The following is a 23,961-nucleotide window of genomic DNA, read 5'->3' as shown; positions in this document are numbered from 1 at the left end:
GCCGGAATTCGGCCAATCGCGTGCCGCGGGCCGGCGCGATCTTTCTTCGTGTAGCAGGGCCGGTTCGCGAGGCGCTCCGGTCTATCCCAGCCCCCCAGCCCCCCGGGGTGTGCGCGAACCGGCCACTGCTACGCACCGACTTCAGACCCCCGATGTAGGCCATCCCATGCGGATGGCCTTTTTTTTGGCCCCGCGACCACGCACAGCGCGAGCCGAATCGGCCCGGGATGCCGGGACGATTCAGGCGATTAAAACGGGTGGTTCGGGTGGGTTCGGCGCAGGTTCGGTGAAATGCCGGTTCAGTCGAGCGGGAAGAGGGTCGCGCCGACGATCTGTCCGGGGGCGGCCGGGGTGCCGGTCTGCACCATCACCGCCACCGCATCCATGCCTTCCCGGTGGAGGTCCTTCAGCGGCACCCGGAAGGTGCGGACATCCCCCTGCCAGCGAGCGACGCGGGTCCAGCCGCGCACCACGTTGGAGTAGGTGACGTTGCGTCCGCCATTCTCGCCGCGGCCGATGGAGACCGACTGGGTGCGCGACACCGGGCAGGCCCACAGCTCGGCACCGTCCTCGATGGAGAGGGGCTGGGGCAGGGTGATTTCGAGGGCGTCGCCGTCCCGCTTCACCTCGACGGGAAGGGAGAGGCCGCCGGAGGCGCGGGCGGTCATGACGGCGCGCTGCACGGCGGCGCGGTCGCTGCCCTTGGCGGCGATCTGGCCGTCGATGACCATCTGGGGGGTGTAGATCTTCTTGTCCGGCCGCTGCTCGGCATAGGCCTTCTGGCGCAGGGAGTGGCCGTGGAGGGCGAGGGTGTCCTTCCAGCCCACATAGTCCCAGTAGTCTACCGAGAGGGTGAGCGCGAGCACCTGCGGATCCTTGGCGAGATCGTTCAGCAGCGCGTCGGCGGGCGGGCAGGAGGCGCAGCCCTGGCTGGTGAACAGCTCCACCACCACCTTCGGCTGGGTCTGCGCCAGCGCCGGCGAGGCGGCGAGGGCGAGGACGAGCGCGAGGGCGGAGCGGTTCAACATCATGGGGCGCAATGCGGTTGTTGGCGGAATGTGTCCCCGCAATAACCGACCGACGCACCGCACTCCAGTCACAATAGGGTGTCGGAGCGGTATCATTTACACGCCCGCCACATGAAAACGCCGGCCCGACAGGCGTCGGGCCGGCGTCAGTCACGTCTCTGTCAGGACCCCCAAGGGCCCCCGAAGGAGATCAGGCCGCGAGCGAGCGCAGCACGTAGGGCAGGATGCCGCCGTTGCGGAAGTAGTCCAGCTCGTCCAGCGTATCGATACGGCAGATGAGCTCGACGTTCTTCACGGTGCCGTCGGCGAACTTGATCTCGGCGGTGAGCGTCTGGCGGGGCTTGAGGTCGCCCTCGATGCCCTTGAGGGTGACGATCTCGTCGCCCTTGATGCCGAGGCTCTGCCAGCTCTCGCCGTCCTTGAACACCAGCGGCACGATGCCCATGCCGACCAGGTTCGAGCGGTGGATACGCTCGAAGGACTGGGCCACCACGGCGCGCACGCCGAGCAGCTTGGTGCCCTTCGCCGCCCAGTCGCGGGAGGAGCCGGTGCCGTATTCCTTGCCGGCGAACACCACCAGCGGAACGCCCTCGGCCTTGTACTGCATGGCCGCGTCGTAGATGGGCAGCTGCGCGCCATCCGGATAGTGGATGGTCACGCCGCCTTCCACGCCCGGCACCATCTGGTTCTTGATGCGGATGTTGGCGAAGGTGCCCCGCATCATCACTTCATGGTTGCCGCGGCGGGTGCCGTACTGGTTGAAGTCCACCGGGCGCACCTGATGATCGATCAGGTACTGGCCCGCCGGGGACGCCTGCTTGATGGAGCCGGCCGGCGAGATGTGGTCGGTGGTGATGGAGTCGAGGAACAGGCCCATGATCCGGGCATCGATGATGTCCTTGACCGGCTCCGGCTGCTTCTGCATCCCGACGAAATAGGGCGGATTCTGCACGTAGGTCGAGGTGTCCTGCCAGGCATAGGTCTGGCCGGTGGGCACGGCGATCTTCTGCCAGTGCTCGTCGCCCTTGAAAACGTCAGAATACTTTTCCTTGAACATCTTCTTGGTAACGTTCTCGCGGATGTACTGGGCCACTTCCTTGTTGGAAGGCCAAATATCCTTGAGGTACACGGGCTTGCCGTCCTTGTCCGTGCCGAGAGGCTCGGTGGTCAGGTCGATCTGCAGCGAGCCGGCGAGCGCATAGGCGACCACCAAAGGCGGGGAGGCGAGGTAGTTCGCCTTCACGTCCGGGTTCACGCGGCCTTCGAAGTTGCGGTTGCCGGAGATGACGGCGCCGGCCACGAGGTCGTTCTTGTTGATCGCCTCGGAGATCGGCTCCGGCAGCGGGCCGGAATTGCCGATGCAGGTGGTGCAGCCGAAGCCGACCAGGTTGAAGCCCACGTCGTCGAGATATTCCTGCAGGCCGGCGGCCTTCAGATAGCCTTCCACTACCTGCGAGCCGGGCGCGAGCGAGGTCTTCACCCACGGCTTGGACTTCAGGCCGCGCTTCACGGCGGCCTTGGCCAACAGGCCGGCGGCGATCAGCACGGAGGGGTTGGAGGTGTTGGTGCAGGAGGTGATGGCGGCGATCACCACGTCGCCGTGGCCGAGCGTGTAGTCGGTGCCGGTGACGGGAACGCGCTTGGCGGCCTCACCGGGCTTCTTGAACTCGCCTTCCAAGGCGGACACGAAGCCGGTCTTGGTGTCGGAGAGCAGCACGCGGTCCTGCGGGCGCTTGGGGCCGGCGAGGGACGGCAGAACCGTGTCGAGGTCCAGCTCCAGGGTGTCGGTGAACACCGGGTCCGGAGTGTCCTTCTTGCGCCACATGCCTTGCGCCTTGGAGTACTTCTCCACCAGCGCGACGCGGCTGTCCTTGCGGCCGGTCTCGTCGAGATAGTCGATGGTTTCCTTGTCCACCGGGAAGAAGCCGCAGGTGGCGCCGTATTCCGGGGCCATGTTGGCGATGGTGGCGCGGTCGGCGAGGGAGAGGTGATCCAGGCCCGGGCCGTAGAATTCCACGAACTTGCCCACGACGCCCTTCTTGCGGAGCATCTGGGTGACGGTGAGCACGAGGTCGGTGGCGGTGATGCCCTCGCGCAGCTTGCCGTCGAGCTTGAAGCCGATCACCTCGGGGATGAGCATGGAGATGGGCTGGCCGAGCATGGCCGCCTCGGCCTCGATGCCGCCCACGCCCCAGCCGAGCACGCCCAGGCCGTTGACCATGGTGGTGTGCGAGTCGGTGCCCACGAGCGTATCGGGATAGGCCACCTCGACCTTCTTGCCGCCGATCTCTTCCTTGCGGGTCCAGACGGTCTGGGCGAGGTATTCGAGATTCACCTGATGGCAGATGCCGGTGCCGGGCGGAACGACGCGGAAATTGTCGAACGCGTTCTGGCCCCACTTCAGGAAGCGGTAGCGCTCCTGGTTCTGCTTGTATTCTTCCTCGACGTTCTTGCCGAACGCCTTGTTGTCACCGAAGAAGTTCACGATCACTGAGTGATCGATCACCAGATCCACGGGAACCAGCGGGTTGATGCGCTCGGGATCGCCGCCGAGGGCCACCATGGCGTCGCGCATGGCGGCGAGGTCCACCACCGCCGGAACGCCGGTGAAGTCCTGCATCAGCACGCGCGCGGGGCGATAGGCGATTTCCTTCTCGGCCTTGCCGCGGTTGTTCACCCAGTCGGCGACCGAGATCACGTCTTCCTTCGTGACGGAGCGACCATCCTCGAAGCGCAGCAGGTTCTCGAGCAGCACCTTCATGGAGAAGGGGAGGGCGGAAATGCCCGGAAGGCCATTCTTCTCCGCCAGCGCGAGATCGTAATAGACGTACTCTTTGTCGTCTACCGTCAGGGTTGTGCGGCACTTGAAGCTGTCGAGGGAGGTCACGGCTGGAAAACTCCGGTTCGATGATCGACCGAAACAGCACCTCCTTCGACGGTGGAGGTCTTTTCTCCACCACCTTGGACGGCGCGGCTGCGGGCTTTATAGAGCCATTTCAAAGCGCGGTCATGCGATAACAGCGTTGAATGTGCAATGCACCAAAAGGCAGGGGTGAGCAACGCATGACGGTCAAGGCGCTGGTAGGGGATAACCTTTCCTGCCGAAGAGGTTTCAAGCTCCTGTTCGAGGGCCTTGCCGTGTCGGCGGCCGCCGGGCGGGCGCTGGTGGTGGTCGGGCCCAACGGCGCCGGCAAATCCTCGCTGCTGCGCATCCTCGCCGGACTGCTCGCCCCCACCTCAGGTACCGTGCGCCTTGATGACGGTTCTTCGGGCGGCGGCGAGTCCGTGGGCGAGCACCTGCATTATCTCGGGCATGAGGATGCGGTGAAGGGCGCGCTTACGGTCGCCGCCAATCTCGCTTTCTGGCGCACTGTGCTCGGCGGCGGCGGACTTCAGGTGGAAGAGGCGCTGGAGGAGGTGGGCCTCGGCGGCCTCGGCCGGCTGCGCGCGCAGGTGCTCTCCGCCGGGCAGAAGCGCCGCCTCGCCATCGCCCGCCTTCTCGTCGCCAAGCGTCCGATATGGGTGCTGGACGAGCCGACCACCGCTCTCGACGTGAAGGCGCAGGCCCGCTTCGCCGCCTTCGGCCGTGCCCATCTCGCCGATGGCGGCCTCCTCATCGCCGCCACCCACGCGCCGCTCGACCTCGGCCCCACGGACGAACTCCGGCTGGGAGGCCGCCCATGATCGCCGCCTTCCTTGCCATCGTGCGCCGGGATCTGGCGCTGTCGCTGGGCTCCGGCGGGGGCGCGGGGCTGGGCGTGGTGTTCTTCCTCAGCGTGGTGACGGTGGTGCCGTTCGCGGTGGGGCCGGACCTCGTGCTGCTGGCGCGCATCGGCCCGGCGATCCTGTGGATCGGCGCGCTGCTGGCGAGCCTCATCGGGCTGGAGCGCCTGTTCGCCTCCGATGCGGAGGATGGCTCGCTCGATGCCCTCACCCTCTCCGCCCTGCCGCTGGAACTGACCGCGGCCGCCAAGGGCCTCGCCCACTGGCTCGCCACCGGCCTGCCTCTGGTGCTCGCCGCGCCGGTGCTGGCGCTGATGCTGAATCTCGAGCCCGCCGCCATCGGCGCGGTGGTGCTGACGCTGCTGGTGGGCACGCCGGCCGTGACCTTTCTCGGCCTCATCGGCGCGGCCTTCGCCGGGGCGTTCCGGCGGGGTGGACTGCTGATCGCGGTGCTGGTGATTCCCCTCACCATCCCCGTGCTGATCTTCGCCGTGTCGGCGACGCAGGCGGCGGTGGTGGGGCCGGTGCCGTTCGGCACGCCGTTCCGCGTGCTGGCGGGGCTCGCTCTGTTCGCGCTGGTGCTGGGGCCTGTGGCGGCTGCGGCGGCGCTGCGGGCGGCGCGGGCCTAGAGCCGGCCGCGCGGAGTTCGCGCGCCTTACGCTCAGGCGCCGCGCGGGCTTGAGGGGAAGGGATTATTCGGCCGCGGTGGGGGTGGCGGCGAGTTCCGCCTCCAGCTCCGCCACGGCCGCGCGGGTCGCTGCATCGGCGGCCTTCTCGATCGCGCGGTAATTGGCGACGACCGCTTGCCCCAGCGCCGTGAGCGCCGTGCCGCCGCCGTGCTTGCCGCCGGAGCGGGCGGAGACGAGCGGGGCAGGGAAGAGCGCGTTCAGCTCTTCCACCAGTTCCCATGCCCGGCGATAGGACATGTCCATTTCCCGCCCCGCCGCGGAGATGGAGCCGAGCGCCTCGATCTTCTCCAGAAGCTCGATCTTGCCGGGGCCGAGCCGGCCTCCGGGAGCAAGATCGATTCTCACGCTCAGCGACGCCATAGAACCTCGTCCGGAGCCCGCGCACCGACGGCGCCTCTCCAATACGCGCAGCTTATCAAACCCCGGGGCACCTTGTCGCTATTCCCATCGATATATAAGATAGGCATGCAGGCACCAGGAAGGGCAAACACATGTTCATGCGCCAGCTCGAATATCTCGTGGCGGTGGCCCGCGAGGGGCATTTCGGGCGGGCGGCGGAAGCCTGCCGGGTGTCGCAGCCGGGCCTCTCGGCCGGCATCCGCAAGCTGGAGGAGGAGCTGGGCCTGCCCCTCGTCATCCGCTCCCACCGCTTCCTGGGGCTGACTTTGGAGGGCGAGCGGGTGCTCGCCTGGGCGCAGCGCATGGTGGCCGATTATAACGGTATGCGGCAGGACCTCTCGGACGCGTCGAGCGGCCTGTCCGGCACCCTGCGGATCGGCGCGATTCCGGCCGCCATCCCCGCTTTGCCGGCACTGGTGAACGGCTTCTGCGCCCGCTATCCCAATGTGCGGGTGCAACTGCTCTCGCTTGCCTCCACCGCCATCCAGCGCGGGCTCGACACGCTCGATATCGACGCGGGCGTCACCTATTTCGAGAACGAGCCGCTGGCGCGGGTGCGCTCCATCGCGCTCTATGACGAGACCTATGTCTTCGTCACCGCCGCCGGCGCCTTCTCCGGCCGCAACGCCATCGGCTGGTCGGAGGCGGCGGCGCATCCCTTGTGCTTGCTCACCAGCGACATGCAGAACCGGCGCATCGTCGACCGCATCCTCGCCGAGGCGGGGGTGGCCTCCAATCCGCGCATCGAGGCCAACACCTTTCTCGGCGTGTGGTCGCTGGTGCGCTCCGGGGCGTGGTCCGGCATCGTGCCCCACACCTATCTCGAAACCTTCGAGGCGCCGGACCATCTCGTCGCGATCCCGCTGGTGGACCCGGTGCACAGCCAGAGCGTCGGCGTCGTGACCTCCGATCGCGACCCGCAATCGCCGCTGGCCGGCGCCTTCATGCGCCATGCGGCGCGCCGGCTGGGCGAGAGCGTGGCCCGTCCGCCGGCCCTCACCGCCTGCGCCTGAGGGCGCTTATCGCAGAAGGCTATCAATCGTTGCCGCCAAACGATTGGACCGGCCGCCGCCCCCGTCCTTAACTCGCACAAGCCGGACGCGACCTGCGCCGGCCTCAAGATGGAAGCGCGGCGCGGTGGCCTCAGGCCGCCCCGCGGATCGTCCCAAATGCGTCCCGTTCCGACCGGCGCCGGTCTCCATCCGGCGATCGCGGACGCGCGCCTCCATCGCCTCAAGGAGGAAACCATGGCCAAGGTGCTCTGCGTTCTCTACGACGATCCCATCGGCGGCCTGCCGAAGACCTATGCCCGCGACGACCTGCCGAAGATCGACCACTATCCCGGCGGCCAGACCCTGCCGACGCCGAAGGCCATCGACTTCATCCCCGGCACCATGCTCGGCAGCGTCTCCGGCGAACTGGGGCTGCGCAGATATCTGGAAGCCAACGGTCACACGCTGGTGGTGACCTCCGACAAGGACGGCCCGGATTCGGTGTTCGAGAAGGAGCTGGTGGATGCGGACATCGTCATCTCCCAGCCGTTCTGGCCGGCCTATCTGACGCCCGAGCGCTTCGCCAAGGCCAAGAACCTCAAGCTGGCGCTCACCGCCGGCATCGGCTCGGACCACGTGGACCTGCAGTCGGCCATCGACCGGGGCGTCACCGTCGCGGAGGTCACCTACTGCAACTCGATCAGTGTCGCCGAGCATGTGGTGATGATGATTCTCGGCCTGGTGCGCAACTATCTGCCGGCCCATGACTGGGCGCGGAAGGGCGGCTGGAACATCGCCGATTGCGTGCAGCACTCCTACGATCTTGAGGCCATGAGCGTCGGCACCGTGGCCGCCGGCCGCATCGGCCTTGCCGTGCTGCGCCGCCTCGCGCCGTTCGACGTGAAGCTGCACTACACCGACCGCCACCGCCTGCCTGAGGCCATCGAGAAGGAGCTGAACCTCACCTTCCACGCCACCCGCGAGGAGATGTACCCCCATTGCGATGTGGTGACGCTGAACTGCCCGCTGCATCCCGAGACCGAGCACATGGTGAACGAGGAGACGCTGAAGCTGTTCAAGCGCGGCGCCTACATCGTCAACACCGCGCGCGGCAAGCTGTGCGACCGCGACGCCATCGCCCGGGCGCTGGAGAGCGGCCGGCTCGCCGGCTACGCCGGCGACGTGTGGTTCCCGCAGCCGGCGCCGGCCGATCACCCCTGGCGCACCATGGCGTGGAACGGCATGACCCCGCACATGTCCGGCACCTCGCTCACCGCTCAGGCCCGCTATGCGGCCGGCACGCGTGAAATTCTCGAATGCTTCTTCGAGGGGCGCCCCATCCGCGACGAATATCTCATCGTCCAGGGCGGCACCCTCGCCGGCGTCGGCGCCCATTCCTATTCCAAGGGCAATGCTACCGGCGGCTCGGAGGAGGCGGCGAAGTTCAAGAAGGCGGGTTGATCCACCGGTGCGGCGGCGCCCCTATCCGGTCCGCTGACGCAAAAAATTGGCACCGGGGGCCTTTCGGCTCCCGGTGCCTCCGGTTCGAGATGCCACACGAGAGATCAGGACGCTTTCCGGGGAAGTGGGTGCCGGTCCGCGTGAAATCGCGTTGTCTTGAGGAAAATCGAACGGGTCAGTTGGGGTTGGTCGCTCGGCAAAAAAGGGATGAATCTCAGTTGAAGACAGGTGCCGCCTCGCTCGTGCGGCCGATGCTGGCATGGGCCGCGGCCAGCGTCTGGAGCTGTCGGCCGCCCAGCGCGAAGGACACCTCGAACCCGTCCGGCGTGGCGAGGGTGAGGATCAGGGTGGAGGGCTCCGAGGCCTGCTCCACCCGCACCATGTGGGCGGGATAGACGAGGCGCAGGCTCTCGTCCTTGTACTGGGCGCGCAGCACCTCGGCCATCATCTTGGGCAGCGTCATCACCAAAGCGCGCAGGCAGTCCGAGGGCAGGTTCAGCGAGGCACTGGAGCCGTCCGGCTGGCTGAAGCTCATGCGGAAACGGCTGCCGTCCACCGCGACGTCGAACGACAGGAGATCCTGCCCGATGATGTCGTCCCGCTGCGGCGCCTCGTCCTGCATGGCCATGATCCAAACCCGCTCTGGCAATGAAGCTATAGTCATTCAGATATAGCGTATGTCAAGCGTCAACGGCGCTGACGTTTCGGCGTGGGGGCGGGGGCCTCTCATGTGGTCTGGTGGCCGATGCCCTCCACGACCACCCGGATCAGGCGCAAGACGTCATGCGGGTCGAACCGCCCGCCCGCCAGCGCGGTCAGCATGGCCTGACCATAGACGCCCAGCAGCACCAGGCTCATGAAATTGGCATCCTCGTCGCCGCGGATCACCGCCTGCCTTTGGCCGAGCAGCAGCACGTCCCGGACCAACCCCTGAAAGGACGGCCGATCGGCGGGCGGTTCGAGGCGCGGCCGTTCTGCCGGCGCCAGCGCCAGACGCGCGAGGGAGGGGTTGGCCAGGCACCACTTAGCGCTGTCCAACAGGATCGTCTCCAGCACGCGGAGCGCATTCTCGTTCGCCGCCATGCGGGCGCGATAGCCCTGATCCAGCGCTTCGGCACGCGCGATCAGGTGGTGCGCGATCTCCTCCTTGGAGCCGAACAGGTTGTAGACCGTCTTGCGGGTTAGCCCCGCGCGGGCGGCGATCTCCTCCACGCCGGCGGCCGCGAAGCCCTTCTCACGGAACACCGTGTCGGCGGCGTCAAGGATAAGGCCGCGCGATCGGTCGGTGCGCTTGACAGAAGACATAATTATACTCATGTATAATTTTATACATGAGTATAAATTAATTCGCTCAAGTGCACGAGCCTTGGCAATCGAAAGGTCGCCGCATGACGGCTTTGCAGGCTTTTGGACCGAACCTCTGGATCGCCGACGGGCCGGTCGTCACGGCTGGTGCCGGCTTCCATTATCCCACCCGCACGGTGGTGGTTCGGCTGGCGGAAGGATCGCTGTTCATCTGGTCACCCGTCGCGCTGTCCGATGCGCTGCGGCGCGCGGTCGAGGCCCTCGGTCCCTTGCGGTACCTGATCGCGCCGAACACGCTGCACGACCGGTTCCTCGGCCAATGGCAGGTGGCCTATCCCGCCGCTCGCATCCATGCCGCTCCGGGACTTCGCCAACGCCGCCCGGACCTCGATATGGCGGTAGAACTCGGCGAAGAGCCTCCCTCGGACTGGGCGGCCGACATCGATCAGGTGCCGATGCAGGGCAATCTGATCACCACCGAGGTGGTCTTCTTCCATCGCCCCAGCGCCACGCTGCTCGTTACCGACCTCATCCAGCATTTCGCACCCACTTGGTTCACAGGCTGGCGCGCTTGGGTCGCCAGGATCGACCTGATGACCGCGCCCGAGCCGGAAGTTCCGAGGAAGTTCCGCGTGGCCTTCGTGGACCGCGAGGCTGCCAGAAGGGGGCTTGAACGGATCCTCCGATGGCCGATCGAGCGCGTGGTGATGGCCCATGGCGAACCCATCCATGCCAATGGCCACGCCTCGGTCCGGCGCGCGTTTCGTTGGCTTGCCTGACGGCGGCGCTCAGTCTCTGGGGCGTGCGCCCGCAGCGGCCGCCGTGCCACGCGCTCGCCGCTCACCCTTCCTTTACGGTGCTGCCGTCACAATCTCGCCTGCGCCATTGAGGATAAGCCATGGCATACGCTGCCATCGAGAGTTCCGCCGTGACCTCCCTCGCCGCCCCGCTGACCGCGACCGCGTCCCACCCCGACGTCGCGCCGACCATTCTCGTGTTCGATTCGGGGGTGGGCGGATTGTCCGTCTTCCGCGAGGTGGCCAAGGCCCGGCCGGATGCGCGCCTTGTCTATGCGGCGGATGATGCGGCCTTTCCCTATGGCGCGCTCACCGACGACGTGATGCTGGAGCGCGTCGGCCATGTGGTGGACCGCCTGATCGCCGATGTTTCGCCCGATCTCGTGGTCATCGCCTGCAACACCATTTCCACGTTGGCGCTGCCGAGCCTGCGCGCGCGCCATGCGCTGCCCTTCATCGGCACCGTGCCGGCCATCAAGCCGGCCTGCATCGCGTCGCGGACGAAACGGGTCAGCGTTCTCGCCACCCCCGGCACCGTCCGGCGGGACTATACGGCCGGCCTCGTGCGCGAGTTCGCGCAGGGCTGCGACGTGGCCCTCGTGCCCAGCGATCGCCTCGCGGGCCTCGCCGAGGCGGCCATATCCGGCGATCCGGTGGATGATGAAGACATCCTCGCCGAGATCGCGCCCTGCTTCGTCTCCGCCGGTGGCCGGCGCACCGACACGGTGGTTCTCGCCTGCACCCATTATCCCCTGCTGGTGGACCGCTTCGAGCGCCTCGCGCCGTGGCCCGTCACCTGGATCGACCCCGCCCCCGCCATCGCCCGGCGGGTGACGCAGCTCATCGGCCCGGCCGTGGCGCCGCCCGATACGGCGCCTGTGCGCCTCATCTCCACGCTGCGGCCGTTCGAGCCGGAGCGTGTCACCGCCATCGTCGGCCGCACCGTGGCCGATCCCGAGGTGCTGGCCTCCGCCCGGCCCTTCACCTCCTCTAGCTGACCTGACCGGGAGAGACATGACCGACGACCGATCCCGCCTGCTCATCGGCCGCCGCGCCTTTACCCTCTCTCTTGCGGGGAGCGCATTTCTGGCCGGTACCGGCCTTCTCGCCCCGCCGGTCTTCGCCCAGCAGGCGGCGCAGCCGTTTCCCAAATGGGTCGAGACCTTCCGCGCCCGGGCCCGGGCCCGCGGCGTGTCGGATGCCACCTACAACAAGGTGTTCAGCGGCCTGAAGCCGGACACTGCGGTCTATGCCCAGGACCGCAACCAGGAAGAGTTCACGGAGCAGTCCTGGCAGTATCTCAACCGCCGCGTCTCCGACTGGCGCATCTCCACCGGCCGGCAGAAAGCCAAGCAATATTCCGGGCTGCTGGATCGCATCGAGCAGGCGTTCGGCGTCGATCGCCGGGTGATGCTCGGCTATTGGGGCATGGAAAGCGCCTATGGCGAGGTGCTCTCCAACCCCGCCCACATGAAGCCCATCTTCAATTCGCTGGCGGCGCTGGCGTGGGGTGATGCGCGGCGGCGCAAATACTGGGAGGCGGAGCTTCTCAACGCCCTCGTCATCGTCGAGCGCGGCTGGGGCACGCCGCAGGAGATGACCGGCTCGTGGGCCGGCGCCATGGGCCACACCCAGTGGATGCCCGAGGTCTGGCTCAACATGGGCGTGGATTTCGACGGCGACGGGCGCATCTCCCCCTTCGGCAAGCCGGACGACGCGCTGGCCGGCACCGCCAATTATCTGGTGAAGCGCGGCAAGTACCGGCGCGGCGAGCCGTGGGGCTTCGAGGCGAAGCTGCCGGGCAATTTCAATTCCGACCTCGCCGACAACAAGACGCGCCGCCCGCTCTCCCAGTGGGGCGAACTCGGTCTCACCACCATCGAGGGGCAGTCGCTGTCCGCCTATGACGAGCCGGCGCGGCTCTGGCTGCCGGGTGGTCCGGGCGGGCCGGCGCTGCTGCTGCTCCACAATTTCTATGCGGTGCGCTCCTATAACCCGTCCTCCAACTACGCGCTGGCGGTGGTGCATCTGGGCGACCGGGTGATGGGGGAGGGGCCGTTCGTCGCCTCCTGGCCCGGTGGCGAGCGGGCGCTGACGTTGGCGGAGATCCAGGAGGTGCAGCAGCGCCTCACGGCGGCCGGCTTCAACACCGGCGGATCCGATGGCCGCGTGGGCGCCGACACCATGCGGGCGGTGCGCGCCTTCCAGCAGAAAGCGGGAATCACGCCGGCGGACGGCTATGCCTCCATCGCCGTGCTCAACGCGCTGCGGCAGGGGCGGTAGGGGGAATCACCCGCCGCCCGACCGCACAAACGAAAAGGGCGCCTCCCGGCGCCCGTCTCCCGCGCAAAAGAAAAGGGCACCCGGAGGGTGCCCTGTCCAGTCACGATGAACCTCAGATTGTAGGCCGCGCGGCGCCGATGTCCAGCGCCGCAGCGGAATCACTTGATCTTGGTTTCGCGGAACTCGACGTGCTTGCGCACCACCGGATCGTACTTCTTGAGCACGATCTTGTCGGTCTTGGTGCGGGAATTCTTCTTGGTGACGTAGAACACGCCCGTGTCCGCCGAGGACAGGAGCTTGATCTTGATGGTTGCAGCCTTGGCCATGTCTTGATCCCTGGGTGCCGCGTGCGGCGTGCGACCGTCTGGTTTTTGCAAACCGTGAGGTGGCGAAAAGAAGAACGGACGCGCTGCCGGTCTCCGGCGGCTCGTGGGCGCGGAAACTCTCTCAATGCGCCCATAATGTCAAGGGTGGGCCATCCTTGCGGTGGATCACGCCGCCCTCCGGCCCCGTGTCATCAGCCGCCCGGCGACGATGGCCGCATAGACGGCCAGCATGGTGGAGATGACGAAAGCGAAGCCATAGGGGTTGTAAAGGTCCATGCCCGCGCCGGCCAGAGGCGGGCCGGCGATGAGGCCCACGGAATAGAGCATCACGAACGCCGCATTGGCTGCCGCGAGGTCCGCGCCATGGAATCGCTCGCCGAGATGGGCGAGGCCCACGGTGTAGAGCGAGCCCACCACGCCCGTGGCGAGGAAGATCATGGCCAGGAACCACGGGCTCGACACCGGCACGAAGGGCAAGGTGAAGGCGCCCGCTGCGCCCGCCAGCGAGCAGCAGAACAGCAGCACCCGCCGGTCCACCTTGTCGCTGATGAGGCCGATGGGGATCTGGAAGGCGACGTTGCCCAGCACCGCCGCCGTCAGCAGCAGCGCCGCGCTGGTCTCGGAGAGGCCGAGGCGCAGGCCGTAGAGCGGCAGGAAGGTCATCACCGCCGTCTCGATGGCGCCGAACACCAGCGCCGCCAGCACCGCCGAGGGCGAGCGGCGCACGAAGGTGAGCACGCCGTGATGGCTGTCGTCATGGATGCGCGGGGTGATTCCCCGCGCCAGCAGGATGGGGATGGCACCCAGCAGCAGCACCACGGCGCCGGCGAGGTAGGGCGCCCAGCCGGAGGCGCCGAGCACGCTGAGGATGGTCGGCCCCAGCGCCGCGCCCAGCGACAGCGCGGTGGCATAGATGCCCATGATGAGCCCGCGCCGGTTCGGCGGGGCGAGGGCATTGATCCAGAATTCCGAGACCGCGAACAGGATGCACAGCGCCGCGCCGAAGGCGAAGCGCAGCGGGAACCACATGAGGAAGGACGGCGCCGCCTTGAAGCCCACGAGGCTCGCGGCGGCCAGGATGATGGCCCCCACCAGCAGCGCGCGCAGCCCCATCTTGCGCACCAGCAGCGGCACGAAGGGCGCGGTGAAGATGGTGGCGATGCCCGCCACGGCGGTGTTGATGCCGATCCACTTGTTGGCGATGCCGCGCGATTCCAGCTCCAGCGCCAGCAGGGGGATGGACAGGCTGATGCCAACACCCACCACCGTGATGGCGGAGATCGCGGCTGCGATGGAGGCCGTCCGGCTCATGTGGCCGAGGGACCCGTGGGGAGCATGCATCGCGTTCGGCTTCAATCCAGGAGGGTGCGGACGAAGTGTCCGCGGACCATGGCGTAGGAGGGCACCGGCAGGCGCGGGCCGAACCCGGCATCGATGCGGGCGGCCAGTTCTTCCAGAACCACGCGGGTGATGGTGGGAAGCTCCTGCTTCTCCGTCTCCGCGAAGGTGAGCCAGGCGAGATCGATGAGTTCCGAATCCTCGCCCACCAGCCCCTTCACCTCGTCGCACACGGCCGAGGCGTCGGCGACGAAGAAGCGGGTGTCGAAGCGCCGGGGGCGGCGGGGCGGGGTGATGGCGCGGGCGACGAAGCTGAGGGCGCCGAGGTCCGGGAACACGCCGCGCTCCTCGAACACCCGCCAGTCGTCGCAGGGGGCTTCCGGCGCGCCGCACTCCTTGGTGCCCACCAGCAGGCCGGTCTCTTCATACATCTCGCGGATGGCGGCGGCGGCGAGGCCCCGGGCGCGGCCGAGGCTCGGGCGCTGCACGTTGGTGAGCAGCCGGCGCTCGCTGTCGGCATCGAGGAAGCCGTAGACCGGCATGGTCTTGTCGGCCTTCTCCAGCCGGCCGCCGGGAAAGACGTAGACGCCCGGCAGGAACTTGAGCTTGGGATGCCGCCGCCCCATCAGCACGCGGGGCTTCTTGCCCTTGCGGTCGATGAGGATGAGGGTGGCGGCGTCGCTCGGGCGGACGTTCGGGGAATCCTGACGCCGCTCGGAAGCGGTCAGGCGGGTCGCGAAATCGTTCATGGTTCTCAGAGGGTCGGACGGACGGCGCGGATGACGGGACGGATGGCGCCTTCGGGCGGCGCCTCCCGTTCGTCGCTGCCGGAATCAAAGCCGTGCATGCGCAGCGCCCATTGCAGGTTCACCAGCATGCCCTTCAGCGGCGGCAGCAGGGCGAGGCAGAGCACCAAGGTCAGCGGCAGCCAGAGCGAGAGGTGCACCCACACCTCCGGCCGGTACAATTCCTCCACCAGCACCATGAGCGGGACCACGATGTGGCCCACCACGAAGATCACCGCATAGGGCGGCGCGTCGTCGGCGCGGTGGTGATACAGCTCCTCGCCGCAGGTGGCGCAGAAGGGCGTGACCTTCAGGTAGCTGGAAAACATGCTGCCGGAGCCGCAGGCGGGGCACAGGCACCGCGCGCCCCGCATCAGCGCGCCGGGCACCTCGCGGCGGGGCGGGGGAAGTTCGAAGGCGCCGCCGACGGCAGGCGCGCCCGGAACATTGCCGGTCGGCGCCTCATCGGGGGCCGACAGCTTCTGGGTCACGGTCATGCCGGTCGGCGTGGTCACGGTCCTGAACCTCTCGGTCGCTCCTGAGGAGCGCGCTTCTCCAACGTTGTGCCGGCCGGACGCCTCAGCGCCTGCCACCTCCGGGCTTGGCCTTGCCGGGGCTGGCCTTGCCGGAACCCGACTTGCCTGGTTTTGCCCGGCCCGGCAAGGATTTGCCCGGCCTGCCGGCGAAACCGGACGGCGCACCGCGGCGCTGCGGTCCACCCCCGCGTGGTCCCTTTACATAGGAGCCTTCGCTCAGAAGCTCAAACCGGAGCGCACCGGCCACCGGGGCGGCCTCCACCAGCTTGACCTCCACCCGGTCGCCGATGCGGTGCATTTCGCCGGTGCGGTCCCCCACCAGCGCCTGCCGCACTTCGTCGTACCGGTAATAGTCCTGGCCCAGGGTTGAGGCGGGAATGAAGCCGTCCGCCCCGGTGATGTCGAGCGCGACGAAGAGTCCCGCCTTGGTCGCCCCGGTGATGCGGCCATTGAAGGTGGCACCGATCTGGTCGGCGAGGTGATGGGCGATGAGCCGATCCACCGTCTCCCGCTCCGCCGCCATGGCGCGACGTTCCGTAACGGAAATGGCGGCCGCCACCTCGCCGAGGCTCTCGACGGTGGCATCGTCCGGCAGCCCGTCCTTGCCCACGCCCAGCGCCCGCACGAGCCCGCGATGGACGATGAGGTCCGCATAGCGCCGGATGGGCGAGGTGAAATGGGCGTAGCGGCGCAGGTTCAGGCCGAAATGGCCGTAATTCTCGGAAGCGTACTCCGCCTGGCTCTGGCTGCGCAGGATCACCTGGTTCACCAGCGGGGCGGCGTCGGTGTCCTTCACCTCGTCCAGGATGCGGTTGAAGTGGGAGGGGCGCACCTGGTCGGTCTTCGGCAGGCCGATGTCCAGCGTCTTGAGGAAGTCGCGCAGGGCCGAGAGCTTGGCCAGCGTCGGGCCGTCATGGACGCGGTAGATGAGGGGAGTCTTCTTCTCCTCCAGCGTCTCGGCGGCGGCGACGTTGGCGAGGATCATGAACTCCTCGATCAGCCGGTGGGCGTCCAGCCGCTCCGGCACCACCACCCGGTCCACCGTGCCGTCGGGCTTGAGGATGATCTTGCGCTCGGGCAAATCGAGGTCGAGGGGCTGGCGGGCGTCGCGCGCCTTCCTCACGCAGGCATAGGCCGCATAGAGCGGCTTGAGCACGCCTTCCACCAGCGGATCGGTGATGTCGTCGGTGCGGCCCTCAATGGCGTTCTGCGCCTGCGCATAGGCGAGCTTGCCGGCCGAGCGCATGAGGATGCGGTGGAAGCTGTGGCTGCGCTTCCTCCCATCCGCGCCGATGACGAGGCGCACCGCCAGCGCCGGCCGGTCCTCGTCCGGGCGCAGGGAGCACAGATCGTTGGAGATGCGCTCCGGCAGCATGGGCACGACGCGATCGGGGAAATAGACCGAATTGCCCCGGATCAGCGCCTCGCGGTCCAGCGCCGTGCCGGGCCGCACATAGGCGGAGACGTCGGCGATGGCGACGGTGACGATGAAGCCGCCGTCCTCGTCCGCCGCCGCATGGACGGCGTCGTCATGGTCCTTGGCGTCCGGCGGATCGATGGTGACGAGGGGCAGACCGCGCCAGTCCTCGCGGCCGCGCACGGTGATCTGCTTCGCCGCCTCGGCCTCTTTCAGCACCACGTCCGGGAAGGCGTTGGGGATGCCGTGGGCGTGGATGGCGATGAGGCTCACCGCCTTCTCGGACTTCAGCGACCCCAGCTTCTCCTTCACCCGCGCGGTCGGCAGGCCGAACACCCGCTGGCGCATCAGCTCGACCGTGACGAGATCGCCGTCCTCCGCCTCATGCTCGGCGCCGGGGGGCACCTGCAATTCGCGGCCGAGCTGCTTCTTGTCGATGGGGATGATGCGCCCGCCGCCGCCCTGCGGAGCGGCGCGGAAGATGCCCATGGTCTGCTTGCGGGCCTTCTCCAGCACCTTGATGACGCGGCCCACATGGGGGACCGCATGCTCGATGGAGCCTTCCACGATGCGCAGCAGCACCCGGTCCGACAATCCTGGCGCCGGTCCCGACGCGCGGCGCGGCACCTGGACGAGAATGTGCGGTGCCTCGCCCTGGGCCTCGCTGTCCCACTCGACGGGCACGGCGACCAGTTCGCCGTCGCCGTCGCGGGAGACGATGTCGGCCAGCACCACCGCCGGCAGCGCGCCGGGCACATGCAGGCGCCGCCGCTCGCGGCTCACCGTGCCCTCCTCGGAGAGGTCCCGCAGGAGCTGCTTCAATTCCACCTTCTGCGCCGCCGAGAGGCCGAAGGCGCGGGCGATCTCGCGCTTTCCCACCTCGCCGTTCTGGGTGGCGATGAAGGCCAGCACCTGCGCCTTGGTCGGCATTTCGCCGGTGGCCAGCGGCGCAACGGCGAGCGCCGCCGCCTCATGGGCCGCGGCGGCCTGCTTGCGCGCGGCACGGGATTTCGTCGCGCGTGCTGGCCTCTCCGCGTGGGATGGCTTGGCGGCGCGGCCGTCCTTGCTGGCGTGGGTACGGGTGGGCGGCTTGGTTGGGCGCTTCGGCAAGGGGTGTTTCCGGTTTCCCGTGGACGCTACCCGGAACACGCCCCGGCCGCCAGTGGTGGGTTTCCGTGGGGCGGCGACCCCTGGCCGCCAGCGCTCCGTTCCCCGGACAAGCGACGGCACAGCCGGAGCGCTGATCGGGGTTCAGCACAATAGTTCCCGCGTCGCCGTCATCGCCCGGCGTGTCCGGGCGATCCACGGAATGGCCTGGTTAATCCTTCGGACATTGCTCAAGCGGCACGGTGGATCGCCCGGACACGCCGGGCGATGACAAGCGGATATGATTGCGCTGTGCCTCGGCTCGCACTCCGCTGCGCTCCATGCGTCCGGAGCGCGAAGGGGCTGGGGGGAGGGGGGCCTCTCCACCCTCTCGCGCCTCTGCTCTTGCGGCGCCACACCCCTCACCCCAGCCCTCTCCCGCAAGGGGAGAGGGAGCCGGCCGGTTCTGGCCGATCACCATGGGTGACACGTCCGTGGCTTCCATTAGATACCGGCAGGGGCTAGAAGCGACCGAGGCCCATTCGATGCCCCTTTCCCGCACAAGATCTCGCCCATGAGCCCTGGCTTCCTGCCCGCGCTCGCTTTGACGCGCCTTCTGGCCTGGCTTGGCCGGCGGAGCGCGCCGGCGGTGGCGCTGAGCGTGTTCATCGGGCTCGCCCTGCCGCCGTTCGCGGCGCTGGCGAAGCCGCTGGTGGTGCCCACCATCCTCGCGCTGCTGGTGCTGGCCTTCGTGCGCACCTCCATGGCCGGGGCCTTCACCGTGCGGCGCGCGGGCATCGCAGTGCTGGCCTGCGCCTGGGTCATGCTGGTGCTGCCGCTCGCGATGGGGCTCTTCACGCGGCTTCTCGGCGAGCCCAACGCCATCGTGCTCGCCCTCATCATGCAGGCCTCGGCCCCGCCCATCATGTCCGCCCCCGCCTTCGCGGCGCTGCTTGGCCTCGATGCGCGGCTGGTGCTGGTGACCATGCTCGGCGGCATGGCGCTGACGCCGCTCACCGCGCCCGGGCTGGTGTTCCACTTCTCGGGCGGCGCGCTGGCGCTCGATCCGCTGGCGCTCGCGCTCAGGCTCGCCGCGGTGGTGGGCGGCACCATGGGGGCCGGCCTCCTCATCCGCCGGCTGCTGGGTCTCAAGCGTGTGGAAGCCATTTCCGCCCATCTCGACGGGCTGAACGTGGTGCTGCTGGGCCTTCTCGCCGTCGGGCTGATGGACGGGGTAACCTATGCCTTCCTCGACCAGCCCGGCTTCATGGCGGGGCTGGTCGCGTTGGCCTTCTTCGTCTCGCTGCTGGGCTTCGGCGCGACCGCGCTCATCTTCCGCGCCGTCGATCCTGGGGATGCGATGATGCTCGGCTTCTGCGGCGGCCACCGCAACATGGCGGTGGTGATCGCCGCCACCGGCGCCGTCCTGCCACACGAAACGTGGCTTTACGTAGCGGCAGCACAATTTCCCATCTACCTGCTGCCGGTGGTCATGCTGCCGCTGGCGCGCCGCGTCAGCGCCGCCGGCCGCCGCAAGGCGTGAGCCGCGCCGCTACCCCCGGCCGCCGTCATCTGCTAGACGAGCCGCCTGCCTGACATTTTGACGAGCATCGATCCATGATCCCGCGTTACAGCCGGCCGGAAATGGCCTCCATCTGGTCCCCCGAGGCCCGCTTCCGCATCTGGTTCGAGATCGAGGCCCATGCCGCCGACGCCATGGCCGAGCTTGGCATCGTCCCCAAGGAGGCCGCAGCCAAGATCTGGGAGCTGGGCGGCAAGGCCGAGTTCGACGTGGAGCGCATCGACGCCATCGAGCGCGAGGTGAAGCACGACGTCATCGCCTTCCTCACCCATCTCGCCGAGTTCGTGGGGCCGGAAGCGCGCTTCGTTCATCAGGGCATGACGTCATCGGACGTGCTGGACACCTGCCTCGCCGTGCAGCTCGCCCGCGCGGCAGACCTGCTGATCGCCGACGTGGACAAGCTGCTTGCGGTGCTGGAGCGCCGGGCGTTCGAGTTCAAGTTGACGCCCACGGTCGGCCGCTCCCACGGCATCCATGCCGAGCCCACCACCTTCGGCGTGAAGCTGGCCATCGCCGCAGCCGAGTTCCAGCGCTCGCGCGCCCGCCTCGTGGCGGCGCGGGAGGAGATCGCCACCTGCGCCATCTCCGGCGCGGTGGGCACCTTCGCCCATATCGACCCGGCGGTTGAGGCCCATGTGGCGGAAAAGATGGGGCTGAAGGTGGAGACCGTCTCCACCCAGGTCATCCCGCGCGACCGGCACGCCATGTTCTTCGCCGTGCTCGGCGTGGTCGCCTCCTCCGTGGAGCGGCTCGCCACCGAGGTGCGGCATCTTCAGCGCACCGAGGTGCTGGAGGCGGAGGAGTATTTCTCCCCCGAGCAGAAGGGCTCCTCGGCCATGCCCCACAAGCGCAACCCGGTGCTCACCGAGAACCTCACCGGCCTTGCCCGCATGGTGCGCGCCTATGTGACCCCGGCGCTGGAGAATGTGGCCCTGTGGCACGAGCGGGACATCTCCCACTCCTCCGTCGAGCGCATGATCGGGCCCGACTCCACCGTGACGCTGGACTTCGCCCTCGCGCGTCTCACCGGCGTGATGGACAAGCTCGTCGTCCACACCGATAACATGCAGAAGAACATGGACAAGCTGGGGGGCCTCATCCACTCCCAGCGCGTCCTCCTCGCCCTCACCCAGAAGGGCGCCAGCCGTGAGGACAGCTATCGTCTCGTGCAGCGCAACGCCATGCGCGTCTGGCGCGGCGAGGGCGACTTCCGCACCTTCCTCCTCAACGATGCGGACGTGCGCAAGTATCTGTCCGAGGAGGACATCAACGAGAAGTTCGACCTCGGCTACCACTTCAAGAACGTGGACAACATCTTCAAGCGGGTGTTCGGTCGGGCTTGAGAGGGCTGTGCCCCGGACAAGCGACGGCGATAGCCGGAGCGCGGATCCGGGGCCCAGCGCAAGACACCCGCGCAGCGAGCTAAATCCGAGGGTCATCGGGTTCGGAAGCGCCTTCGGCGAACCCCTGCGCTGGCCCCCGGCTCGTATTCCGCTATCGCTGCATGCGTCCGGGGCGCGAGGGCGGTTCGGCGGCCCGCGACTGCGCGAGCAGGCGTCCCGGTAAAAGAGCTGCCGTCATGGCCGGGCTTGTCCCGGCCATCCACGTAGATTGGCCGGGGATACCTTGCGGCGCAGTGTTGCGCCGGCCTGACGTGGATGCCCGGGACGAGCCCGGGCATGACGCGAACAACGTACGGGAACGCCCCATTGGCTGACAGGGCGGCGTAAGGGCCGACCCCCTACCAGTCCGCGCCACCCGCCCCCAGCCGTTGCACCGGCAGCCCTTCGCCTTCCAGCGCCTTCTGGATCAGCTCGGCGTGGGCCTGGTCGCGCGTTTCCACCGTGAGGTCGAGGCGGGTGCCCTTGGCGGGGACGTCGAGGAAGGTGCGGCGGTGGTGCACTTCCAGGATGTTGGCGCCGAGCTTGCCGAGCAGGGTTGCAATGCGCCCCAGCATGCCTGGCCGATCGAGGATGGTGAGGCGGAAGGAGACGATGCGCTCTTCCCGCTCCAGCTCGCGCAGCAGGATGCCGGCGATCATGCGCGGGTCGATGTTGCCGCCGGAGACGACGAGGCCCACCGTCTTGCCCCGGAAGCGCTCCGGCTCGGCGATGAGGGCGGCGAGGCCGGCGGCGCCCGCGCCTTCCGCCAGTGTCTTCTGATGCATGAGGAAGGCGTTCACCGCCCGCTCCAGCGCCGTCTCGTCCACCAGCACCACATGGGGCACGAGGCGCCGGACAATGCGGGAGGTGATCTCCCCCACGTTGCGCACGGCGATGCCTTCGGCCAGCGTCGGGCCACCGCAGGGGCGGGCCTCGCCGGTCATGGCGGTCCACATGGCGGGATAGAGCTGGGTCTCGACGCCCACCACCTGCGTGGCAGGCGAGCGGCCGGCGAAGGCCACTGCCATGCCGGCGATGAGCCCGCCGCCGCCGATGGGCACCAGCACGGCGTCGAAGGCCGGCCCGTCCTCGATCATCTCCAGCGCCACGGAGCCCTGGCCGGCGATCACGTCCACATCGTCATAGGGGTGGACGAAGACGCGGCCCTGCGCCTTGGAGATGCGCTCGGCCTCCTCATAGGCGTCGGCCACGGTCTCACCGAACAGCACCACCTCGGCGCCGAAGGCCTCGGTGGCGGCCACCTTCACCTGCGGCGTCGTCTCTGGCATCACGATGAGGGTGGAGATGCCGAGCCGCGTGCCGTGATAGGCCACCGCCTGCGCATGGTTGCCGGCCGACATCGCGACGGCGCCGCGCCGCGCTTCCTCCGGCGTGAGGCGCGAGAGCTTCACCAGCGCGCCGCGCTCCTTGAAGGAGGCGGTGGCCTGAAGGTTCTCGTACTTCACATAGACCTCGGCGCCGGTGAAGGCGGAGAGGCGGGGGGCGCGCAGGGTCGGCGTGCGCAGCACGGAGGCGCGGACCAGCGGCCACGCGCCCTCCACATCGGCGAGGGTGACGGGCAGGTCCCGAGGCGTTTCGATTTCCAGCGCCGTCGCGGGCACGGTCATTCGTCTTCTCCCGCGAGGGGCTTCAGCCCCGTTCGGCCAGGGCCTGCGCCACGCGCGGCGCGAAATAGGTGAGGATGCCGTCGGCGCCGGCGCGCTTGAAGGCGAGCAGGCTCTCCGGGACGATGCGGTCGCCGTCCACCCAGCCGTTGCGGATGGCGCCCTCGATCATCGCGTACTCGCCGGACACCTGATAGGCGAAGGTCGGGAGGCCGAAGGCCTCCTTCAGCCGCCACACGATGTCGAGATAGGGCAAACCGGGCTTCACCATCAGCATGTCCGCGCCTTCCTCCACGTCGAGGGCGGCCTCGCGGATGGCCTCCAGGCCATTGCCGGGGTCCATCTGATAGGTGCGCTTGTCGCCCGAGAGGGTCTTGGCGGTGCCGATGGCGTCGCGGAACGGGCCGTAGAAGGCGGAAGCGTACTTCGCCGCATAGGACATGATCTGCACGTCCTCAAAGCCGTTGGCGTCGAGCCCGGCGCGGATGGCGCCGACACGGCCGTCCATCATGTCCGAGGGGGCGATCACGTCCGCCCCGGCCTCGGCCTGCACCAGCGCCTGACGCACGAGGAGTTCCACCGTCTCGTCATTGAGGATGCGGCCATCCTCCAGCAGGCCGTCATGGCCGTGGCTGGTGAAGGGGTCGAGCGCCACGTCGGTGATGAGGCCGAGGTTGGGAATTTCGGCCTTGATGGCGCGGAGCGTCTGGCAGACGAGATTGTTGTCGTTCAGCGCCTCGCTGCCGGTGGGGTCGCGACGGGAGGGGTCGATATAGGGGAAGATGGCGAGGGCCGGGATCTTCAGCTTTGCCGCCATCTCGGCCGCGCGCACCGCCTCGTCCACCGTCAGGCGCTCGACGCCGGGCATGGACGGAATGGGGGTCCGGGTGGCCTGCCCGTTCATGACGAAGATCGGCCAGATCAGGTCGTCGACGGTGAGCGTCGCCTCGCGCACCAGCCGGCGCGCCCAGTCCGTCTTCCGGTTCCGCCGGGGGCGGTGGACGAGGCCGAGCCGGCTGGCGGTGGCTTCGGCTTCGGAAACGGCATGCAGGCGGGGCTTGGAGAGGGGCATGATGCGCTCGTTCTTCGTTCGCCCGCGAAGGGGCGCCAAGCCGACCTTATAGACCCGCCGACCTCCGCCCGCGAGGGGACGCGGCGGAGCGTCACGGCAAGTTCACCCGTGCGTGCACGTTCAGCGTGTGCGCAG

21 protein-coding genes are annotated in these 23,961 nt (G+C 68.4%); 9 read left to right on the top strand and 12 right to left on the bottom strand.

The genetic code is table 11. The annotated features are described in order from the left end of the window. Window positions 1–299: 299 nt before the first annotated feature. Both D7006_RS13315 and acnA read right to left on the bottom strand, forming a co-directional pair. Window positions 300–1,031: a thioredoxin family protein gene (locus D7006_RS13315; protein WP_229644015.1), complete on the bottom strand. Its 732-nt coding sequence runs from the start codon at window positions 1,029–1,031 to the stop codon at window positions 300–302. A 187-nt stretch (window positions 1,032–1,218) separates the two neighbouring features. Continuing rightward, entirely contained in the window at window positions 1,219–3,915 is a 2,697-nt protein-coding gene (gene acnA, locus D7006_RS13310) for an aconitate hydratase AcnA (RefSeq protein WP_237353316.1), read from the bottom strand. Between the two features lie 176 nt (window positions 3,916–4,091). Here acnA and ccmA point away from each other — a divergent pair, with 176 nt between their 5' ends. Both ccmA and ccmB read left to right on the top strand, forming a co-directional pair. After that, complete coding sequence (gene ccmA / locus D7006_RS13305) at window positions 4,092–4,712, top strand: heme ABC exporter ATP-binding protein CcmA (RefSeq protein ID WP_237353314.1); 621 nt, start codon at window positions 4,092–4,094, stop codon at window positions 4,710–4,712. Beyond that, the gene (ccmB, locus tag D7006_RS13300; protein ID WP_156026407.1) at window positions 4,709–5,380 is read left to right on the top strand and encodes a heme exporter protein CcmB; all 672 of its coding nucleotides are present in this window, start codon (window positions 4,709–4,711) and stop codon (window positions 5,378–5,380) included. The genes ccmA and ccmB overlap by 4 nt, the downstream gene beginning before the upstream one ends. Before the next feature lie 63 nt (window positions 5,381–5,443). Here ccmB and D7006_RS13295 read toward each other — a convergent pair whose 3' ends face one another. Further along, a complete protein-coding gene (locus D7006_RS13295) occupies window positions 5,444–5,800 on the bottom strand; it encodes a winged helix-turn-helix domain-containing protein (protein WP_169119957.1) in 357 nt (118 codons plus the stop codon). A 131-nt stretch (window positions 5,801–5,931) separates the two neighbouring features. Between D7006_RS13295 and D7006_RS13290 the strand changes: the two genes are divergently transcribed. Further along, window positions 5,932–6,852, top strand: a complete 921-nt coding sequence (locus D7006_RS13290; RefSeq protein WP_237353313.1) for a LysR family transcriptional regulator — start codon at window positions 5,932–5,934, stop codon at window positions 6,850–6,852. Window positions 6,853–7,086: 234 nt separating this feature from the next. Next, entirely contained in the window at window positions 7,087–8,292 is a 1,206-nt protein-coding gene (locus tag D7006_RS13285) for an NAD-dependent formate dehydrogenase (RefSeq protein ID WP_229644777.1), read from the top strand. A gap of 214 nt (window positions 8,293–8,506) precedes the next feature. Here the strand turns inward: D7006_RS13285 and D7006_RS13280 are convergent, their stop codons facing one another. After that, the gene (locus tag D7006_RS13280) at window positions 8,507–8,920 is read right to left on the bottom strand and encodes a hypothetical protein (protein WP_237353311.1); all 414 of its coding nucleotides are present in this window, start codon (window positions 8,918–8,920) and stop codon (window positions 8,507–8,509) included. A 98-nt stretch (window positions 8,921–9,018) separates the two neighbouring features. Next, window positions 9,019–9,597, bottom strand: a complete 579-nt coding sequence (locus tag D7006_RS13275; RefSeq protein ID WP_237353310.1) for a TetR/AcrR family transcriptional regulator — start codon at window positions 9,595–9,597, stop codon at window positions 9,019–9,021. An 83-nt stretch (window positions 9,598–9,680) separates the two neighbouring features. On the opposite strand from D7006_RS13275, the gene D7006_RS13270 reads away from it, so the two are divergent. The 3 genes from D7006_RS13270 (at window position 9,681) to D7006_RS13260 (ending at window position 12,677) form a co-directional block, all read left to right on the top strand. After that, window positions 9,681–10,376 (top strand): DUF4336 domain-containing protein, encoded by a 696-nt coding sequence (locus D7006_RS13270; protein WP_237353309.1) that lies wholly within the window; start codon window positions 9,681–9,683, stop codon window positions 10,374–10,376. Window positions 10,377–10,495: 119 nt separating this feature from the next. Continuing rightward, on the top strand, window positions 10,496–11,392 hold the full coding sequence (gene murI / locus D7006_RS13265; protein WP_237353308.1) for a glutamate racemase: 897 nt from the start codon (window positions 10,496–10,498) through the stop codon (window positions 11,390–11,392). A 16-nt stretch (window positions 11,393–11,408) separates the two neighbouring features. Next, window positions 11,409–12,677, top strand: a complete 1,269-nt coding sequence (locus tag D7006_RS13260) for a lytic murein transglycosylase (RefSeq protein ID WP_237353307.1) — start codon at window positions 11,409–11,411, stop codon at window positions 12,675–12,677. Between the two features lie 158 nt (window positions 12,678–12,835). On the opposite strand, the gene rpmG is transcribed toward D7006_RS13260, so the two are convergent. The 5 genes from rpmG to rnr all read right to left on the bottom strand — a co-directional run bounded on the left by rpmG (window position 12,836) and on the right by rnr (window position 18,009). Then, window positions 12,836–13,003, bottom strand: a complete 168-nt coding sequence (gene rpmG, locus D7006_RS13255; protein WP_012115832.1) for a 50S ribosomal protein L33 — start codon at window positions 13,001–13,003, stop codon at window positions 12,836–12,838. A 165-nt stretch (window positions 13,004–13,168) separates the two neighbouring features. Next, window positions 13,169–14,344 (bottom strand): MFS transporter, encoded by a 1,176-nt coding sequence (locus tag D7006_RS13250; RefSeq protein ID WP_169119968.1) that lies wholly within the window; start codon window positions 14,342–14,344, stop codon window positions 13,169–13,171. A gap of 11 nt (window positions 14,345–14,355) precedes the next feature. After that, the gene (locus D7006_RS13245) at window positions 14,356–15,090 is read right to left on the bottom strand and encodes an NUDIX hydrolase (RefSeq protein WP_237353306.1); all 735 of its coding nucleotides are present in this window, start codon (window positions 15,088–15,090) and stop codon (window positions 14,356–14,358) included. A 5-nt stretch (window positions 15,091–15,095) separates the two neighbouring features. Next, on the bottom strand, window positions 15,096–15,641 hold the full coding sequence (locus tag D7006_RS13240) for a DUF983 domain-containing protein (RefSeq protein ID WP_371744944.1): 546 nt from the start codon (window positions 15,639–15,641) through the stop codon (window positions 15,096–15,098). A gap of 64 nt (window positions 15,642–15,705) precedes the next feature. Continuing rightward, window positions 15,706–18,009, bottom strand: coding sequence for a ribonuclease R (gene rnr, locus D7006_RS13235; protein WP_237356909.1), 2,304 nt, complete (start codon window positions 18,007–18,009; stop codon window positions 15,706–15,708). 730 nt (window positions 18,010–18,739) lie between these two features. Here rnr and D7006_RS13230 point away from each other — a divergent pair. Further along, on the top strand, window positions 18,740–19,708 hold the full coding sequence (locus D7006_RS13230) for a hypothetical protein (protein WP_237353305.1): 969 nt from the start codon (window positions 18,740–18,742) through the stop codon (window positions 19,706–19,708). Window positions 19,709–19,782: 74 nt separating this feature from the next. Continuing rightward, the gene (purB, locus tag D7006_RS13225; RefSeq protein ID WP_229644759.1) at window positions 19,783–21,090 is read left to right on the top strand and encodes an adenylosuccinate lyase; all 1,308 of its coding nucleotides are present in this window, start codon (window positions 19,783–19,785) and stop codon (window positions 21,088–21,090) included. A 398-nt stretch (window positions 21,091–21,488) separates the two neighbouring features. Here the strand turns inward: purB and D7006_RS13220 are convergent, their stop codons facing one another. Beyond that, window positions 21,489–22,757, bottom strand: a complete 1,269-nt coding sequence (locus D7006_RS13220; protein WP_237353304.1) for a threonine ammonia-lyase — start codon at window positions 22,755–22,757, stop codon at window positions 21,489–21,491. 22 nt (window positions 22,758–22,779) lie between these two features. Next, window positions 22,780–23,826, bottom strand: a complete 1,047-nt coding sequence (gene hemB, locus D7006_RS13215) for a porphobilinogen synthase (protein ID WP_169119979.1) — start codon at window positions 23,824–23,826, stop codon at window positions 22,780–22,782. Window positions 23,827–23,961 lie beyond the last annotated feature (135 nt).

Origin of the sequence: Xanthobacter sp. YC-JY1 (genome assembly GCF_021730305.1) — a bacterium.
Taxonomy (GTDB): Bacteria; Pseudomonadota; Alphaproteobacteria; order Rhizobiales; family Xanthobacteraceae; genus Xanthobacter; species Xanthobacter flavus.
Note: the sequence above shows the minus strand (reverse complement) of the source record. Positions and strands in the feature narration are given on the sequence as shown.

Excerpts from the sequence above, each read along its gene's own strand:
- D7006_RS13250 (WP_169119968.1), bottom strand. The coding sequence starts at position 14,344 with ATGCATGCTCCCCACGGGTCCCTCGGCCACATGAGCCGGACGGCCTCC.
- purB (WP_229644759.1), top strand. The coding sequence starts at position 19,783 with ATGATCCCGCGTTACAGCCGGCCGGAAATGGCCTCCATCTGGTCCCCC.
- rnr (WP_237356909.1), bottom strand. The coding sequence starts at position 18,009 with ATGCCGACCAAGGCGCAGGTGCTGGCCTTCATCGCCACCCAGAACGGC.
- D7006_RS13270 (WP_237353309.1), top strand. The coding sequence starts at position 9,681 with ATGACGGCTTTGCAGGCTTTTGGACCGAACCTCTGGATCGCCGACGGG.
- ccmB (WP_156026407.1), top strand. The coding sequence starts at position 4,709 with ATGATCGCCGCCTTCCTTGCCATCGTGCGCCGGGATCTGGCGCTGTCG.
- D7006_RS13230 (WP_237353305.1), top strand. The coding sequence starts at position 18,740 with ATGAGCCCTGGCTTCCTGCCCGCGCTCGCTTTGACGCGCCTTCTGGCC.
- D7006_RS13275 (WP_237353310.1), bottom strand. The coding sequence starts at position 9,597 with ATGTCTTCTGTCAAGCGCACCGACCGATCGCGCGGCCTTATCCTTGAC.
- rpmG (WP_012115832.1), bottom strand. The coding sequence starts at position 13,003 with ATGGCCAAGGCTGCAACCATCAAGATCAAGCTCCTGTCCTCGGCGGAC.
- murI (WP_237353308.1), top strand. The coding sequence starts at position 10,496 with ATGGCATACGCTGCCATCGAGAGTTCCGCCGTGACCTCCCTCGCCGCC.
- D7006_RS13220 (WP_237353304.1), bottom strand. The coding sequence starts at position 22,757 with ATGACCGTGCCCGCGACGGCGCTGGAAATCGAAACGCCTCGGGACCTG.
- D7006_RS13290 (WP_237353313.1), top strand. The coding sequence starts at position 5,932 with ATGTTCATGCGCCAGCTCGAATATCTCGTGGCGGTGGCCCGCGAGGGG.
- hemB (WP_169119979.1), bottom strand. The coding sequence starts at position 23,826 with ATGCCCCTCTCCAAGCCCCGCCTGCATGCCGTTTCCGAAGCCGAAGCC.
- D7006_RS13260 (WP_237353307.1), top strand. The coding sequence starts at position 11,409 with ATGACCGACGACCGATCCCGCCTGCTCATCGGCCGCCGCGCCTTTACC.
- D7006_RS13315 (WP_229644015.1), bottom strand. The coding sequence starts at position 1,031 with ATGATGTTGAACCGCTCCGCCCTCGCGCTCGTCCTCGCCCTCGCCGCC.
- ccmA (WP_237353314.1), top strand. The coding sequence starts at position 4,092 with ATGACGGTCAAGGCGCTGGTAGGGGATAACCTTTCCTGCCGAAGAGGT.
- D7006_RS13295 (WP_169119957.1), bottom strand. The coding sequence starts at position 5,800 with ATGGCGTCGCTGAGCGTGAGAATCGATCTTGCTCCCGGAGGCCGGCTC.
- D7006_RS13280 (WP_237353311.1), bottom strand. The coding sequence starts at position 8,920 with ATGGCCATGCAGGACGAGGCGCCGCAGCGGGACGACATCATCGGGCAG.
- D7006_RS13245 (WP_237353306.1), bottom strand. The coding sequence starts at position 15,090 with ATGAACGATTTCGCGACCCGCCTGACCGCTTCCGAGCGGCGTCAGGAT.
- D7006_RS13285 (WP_229644777.1), top strand. The coding sequence starts at position 7,087 with ATGGCCAAGGTGCTCTGCGTTCTCTACGACGATCCCATCGGCGGCCTG.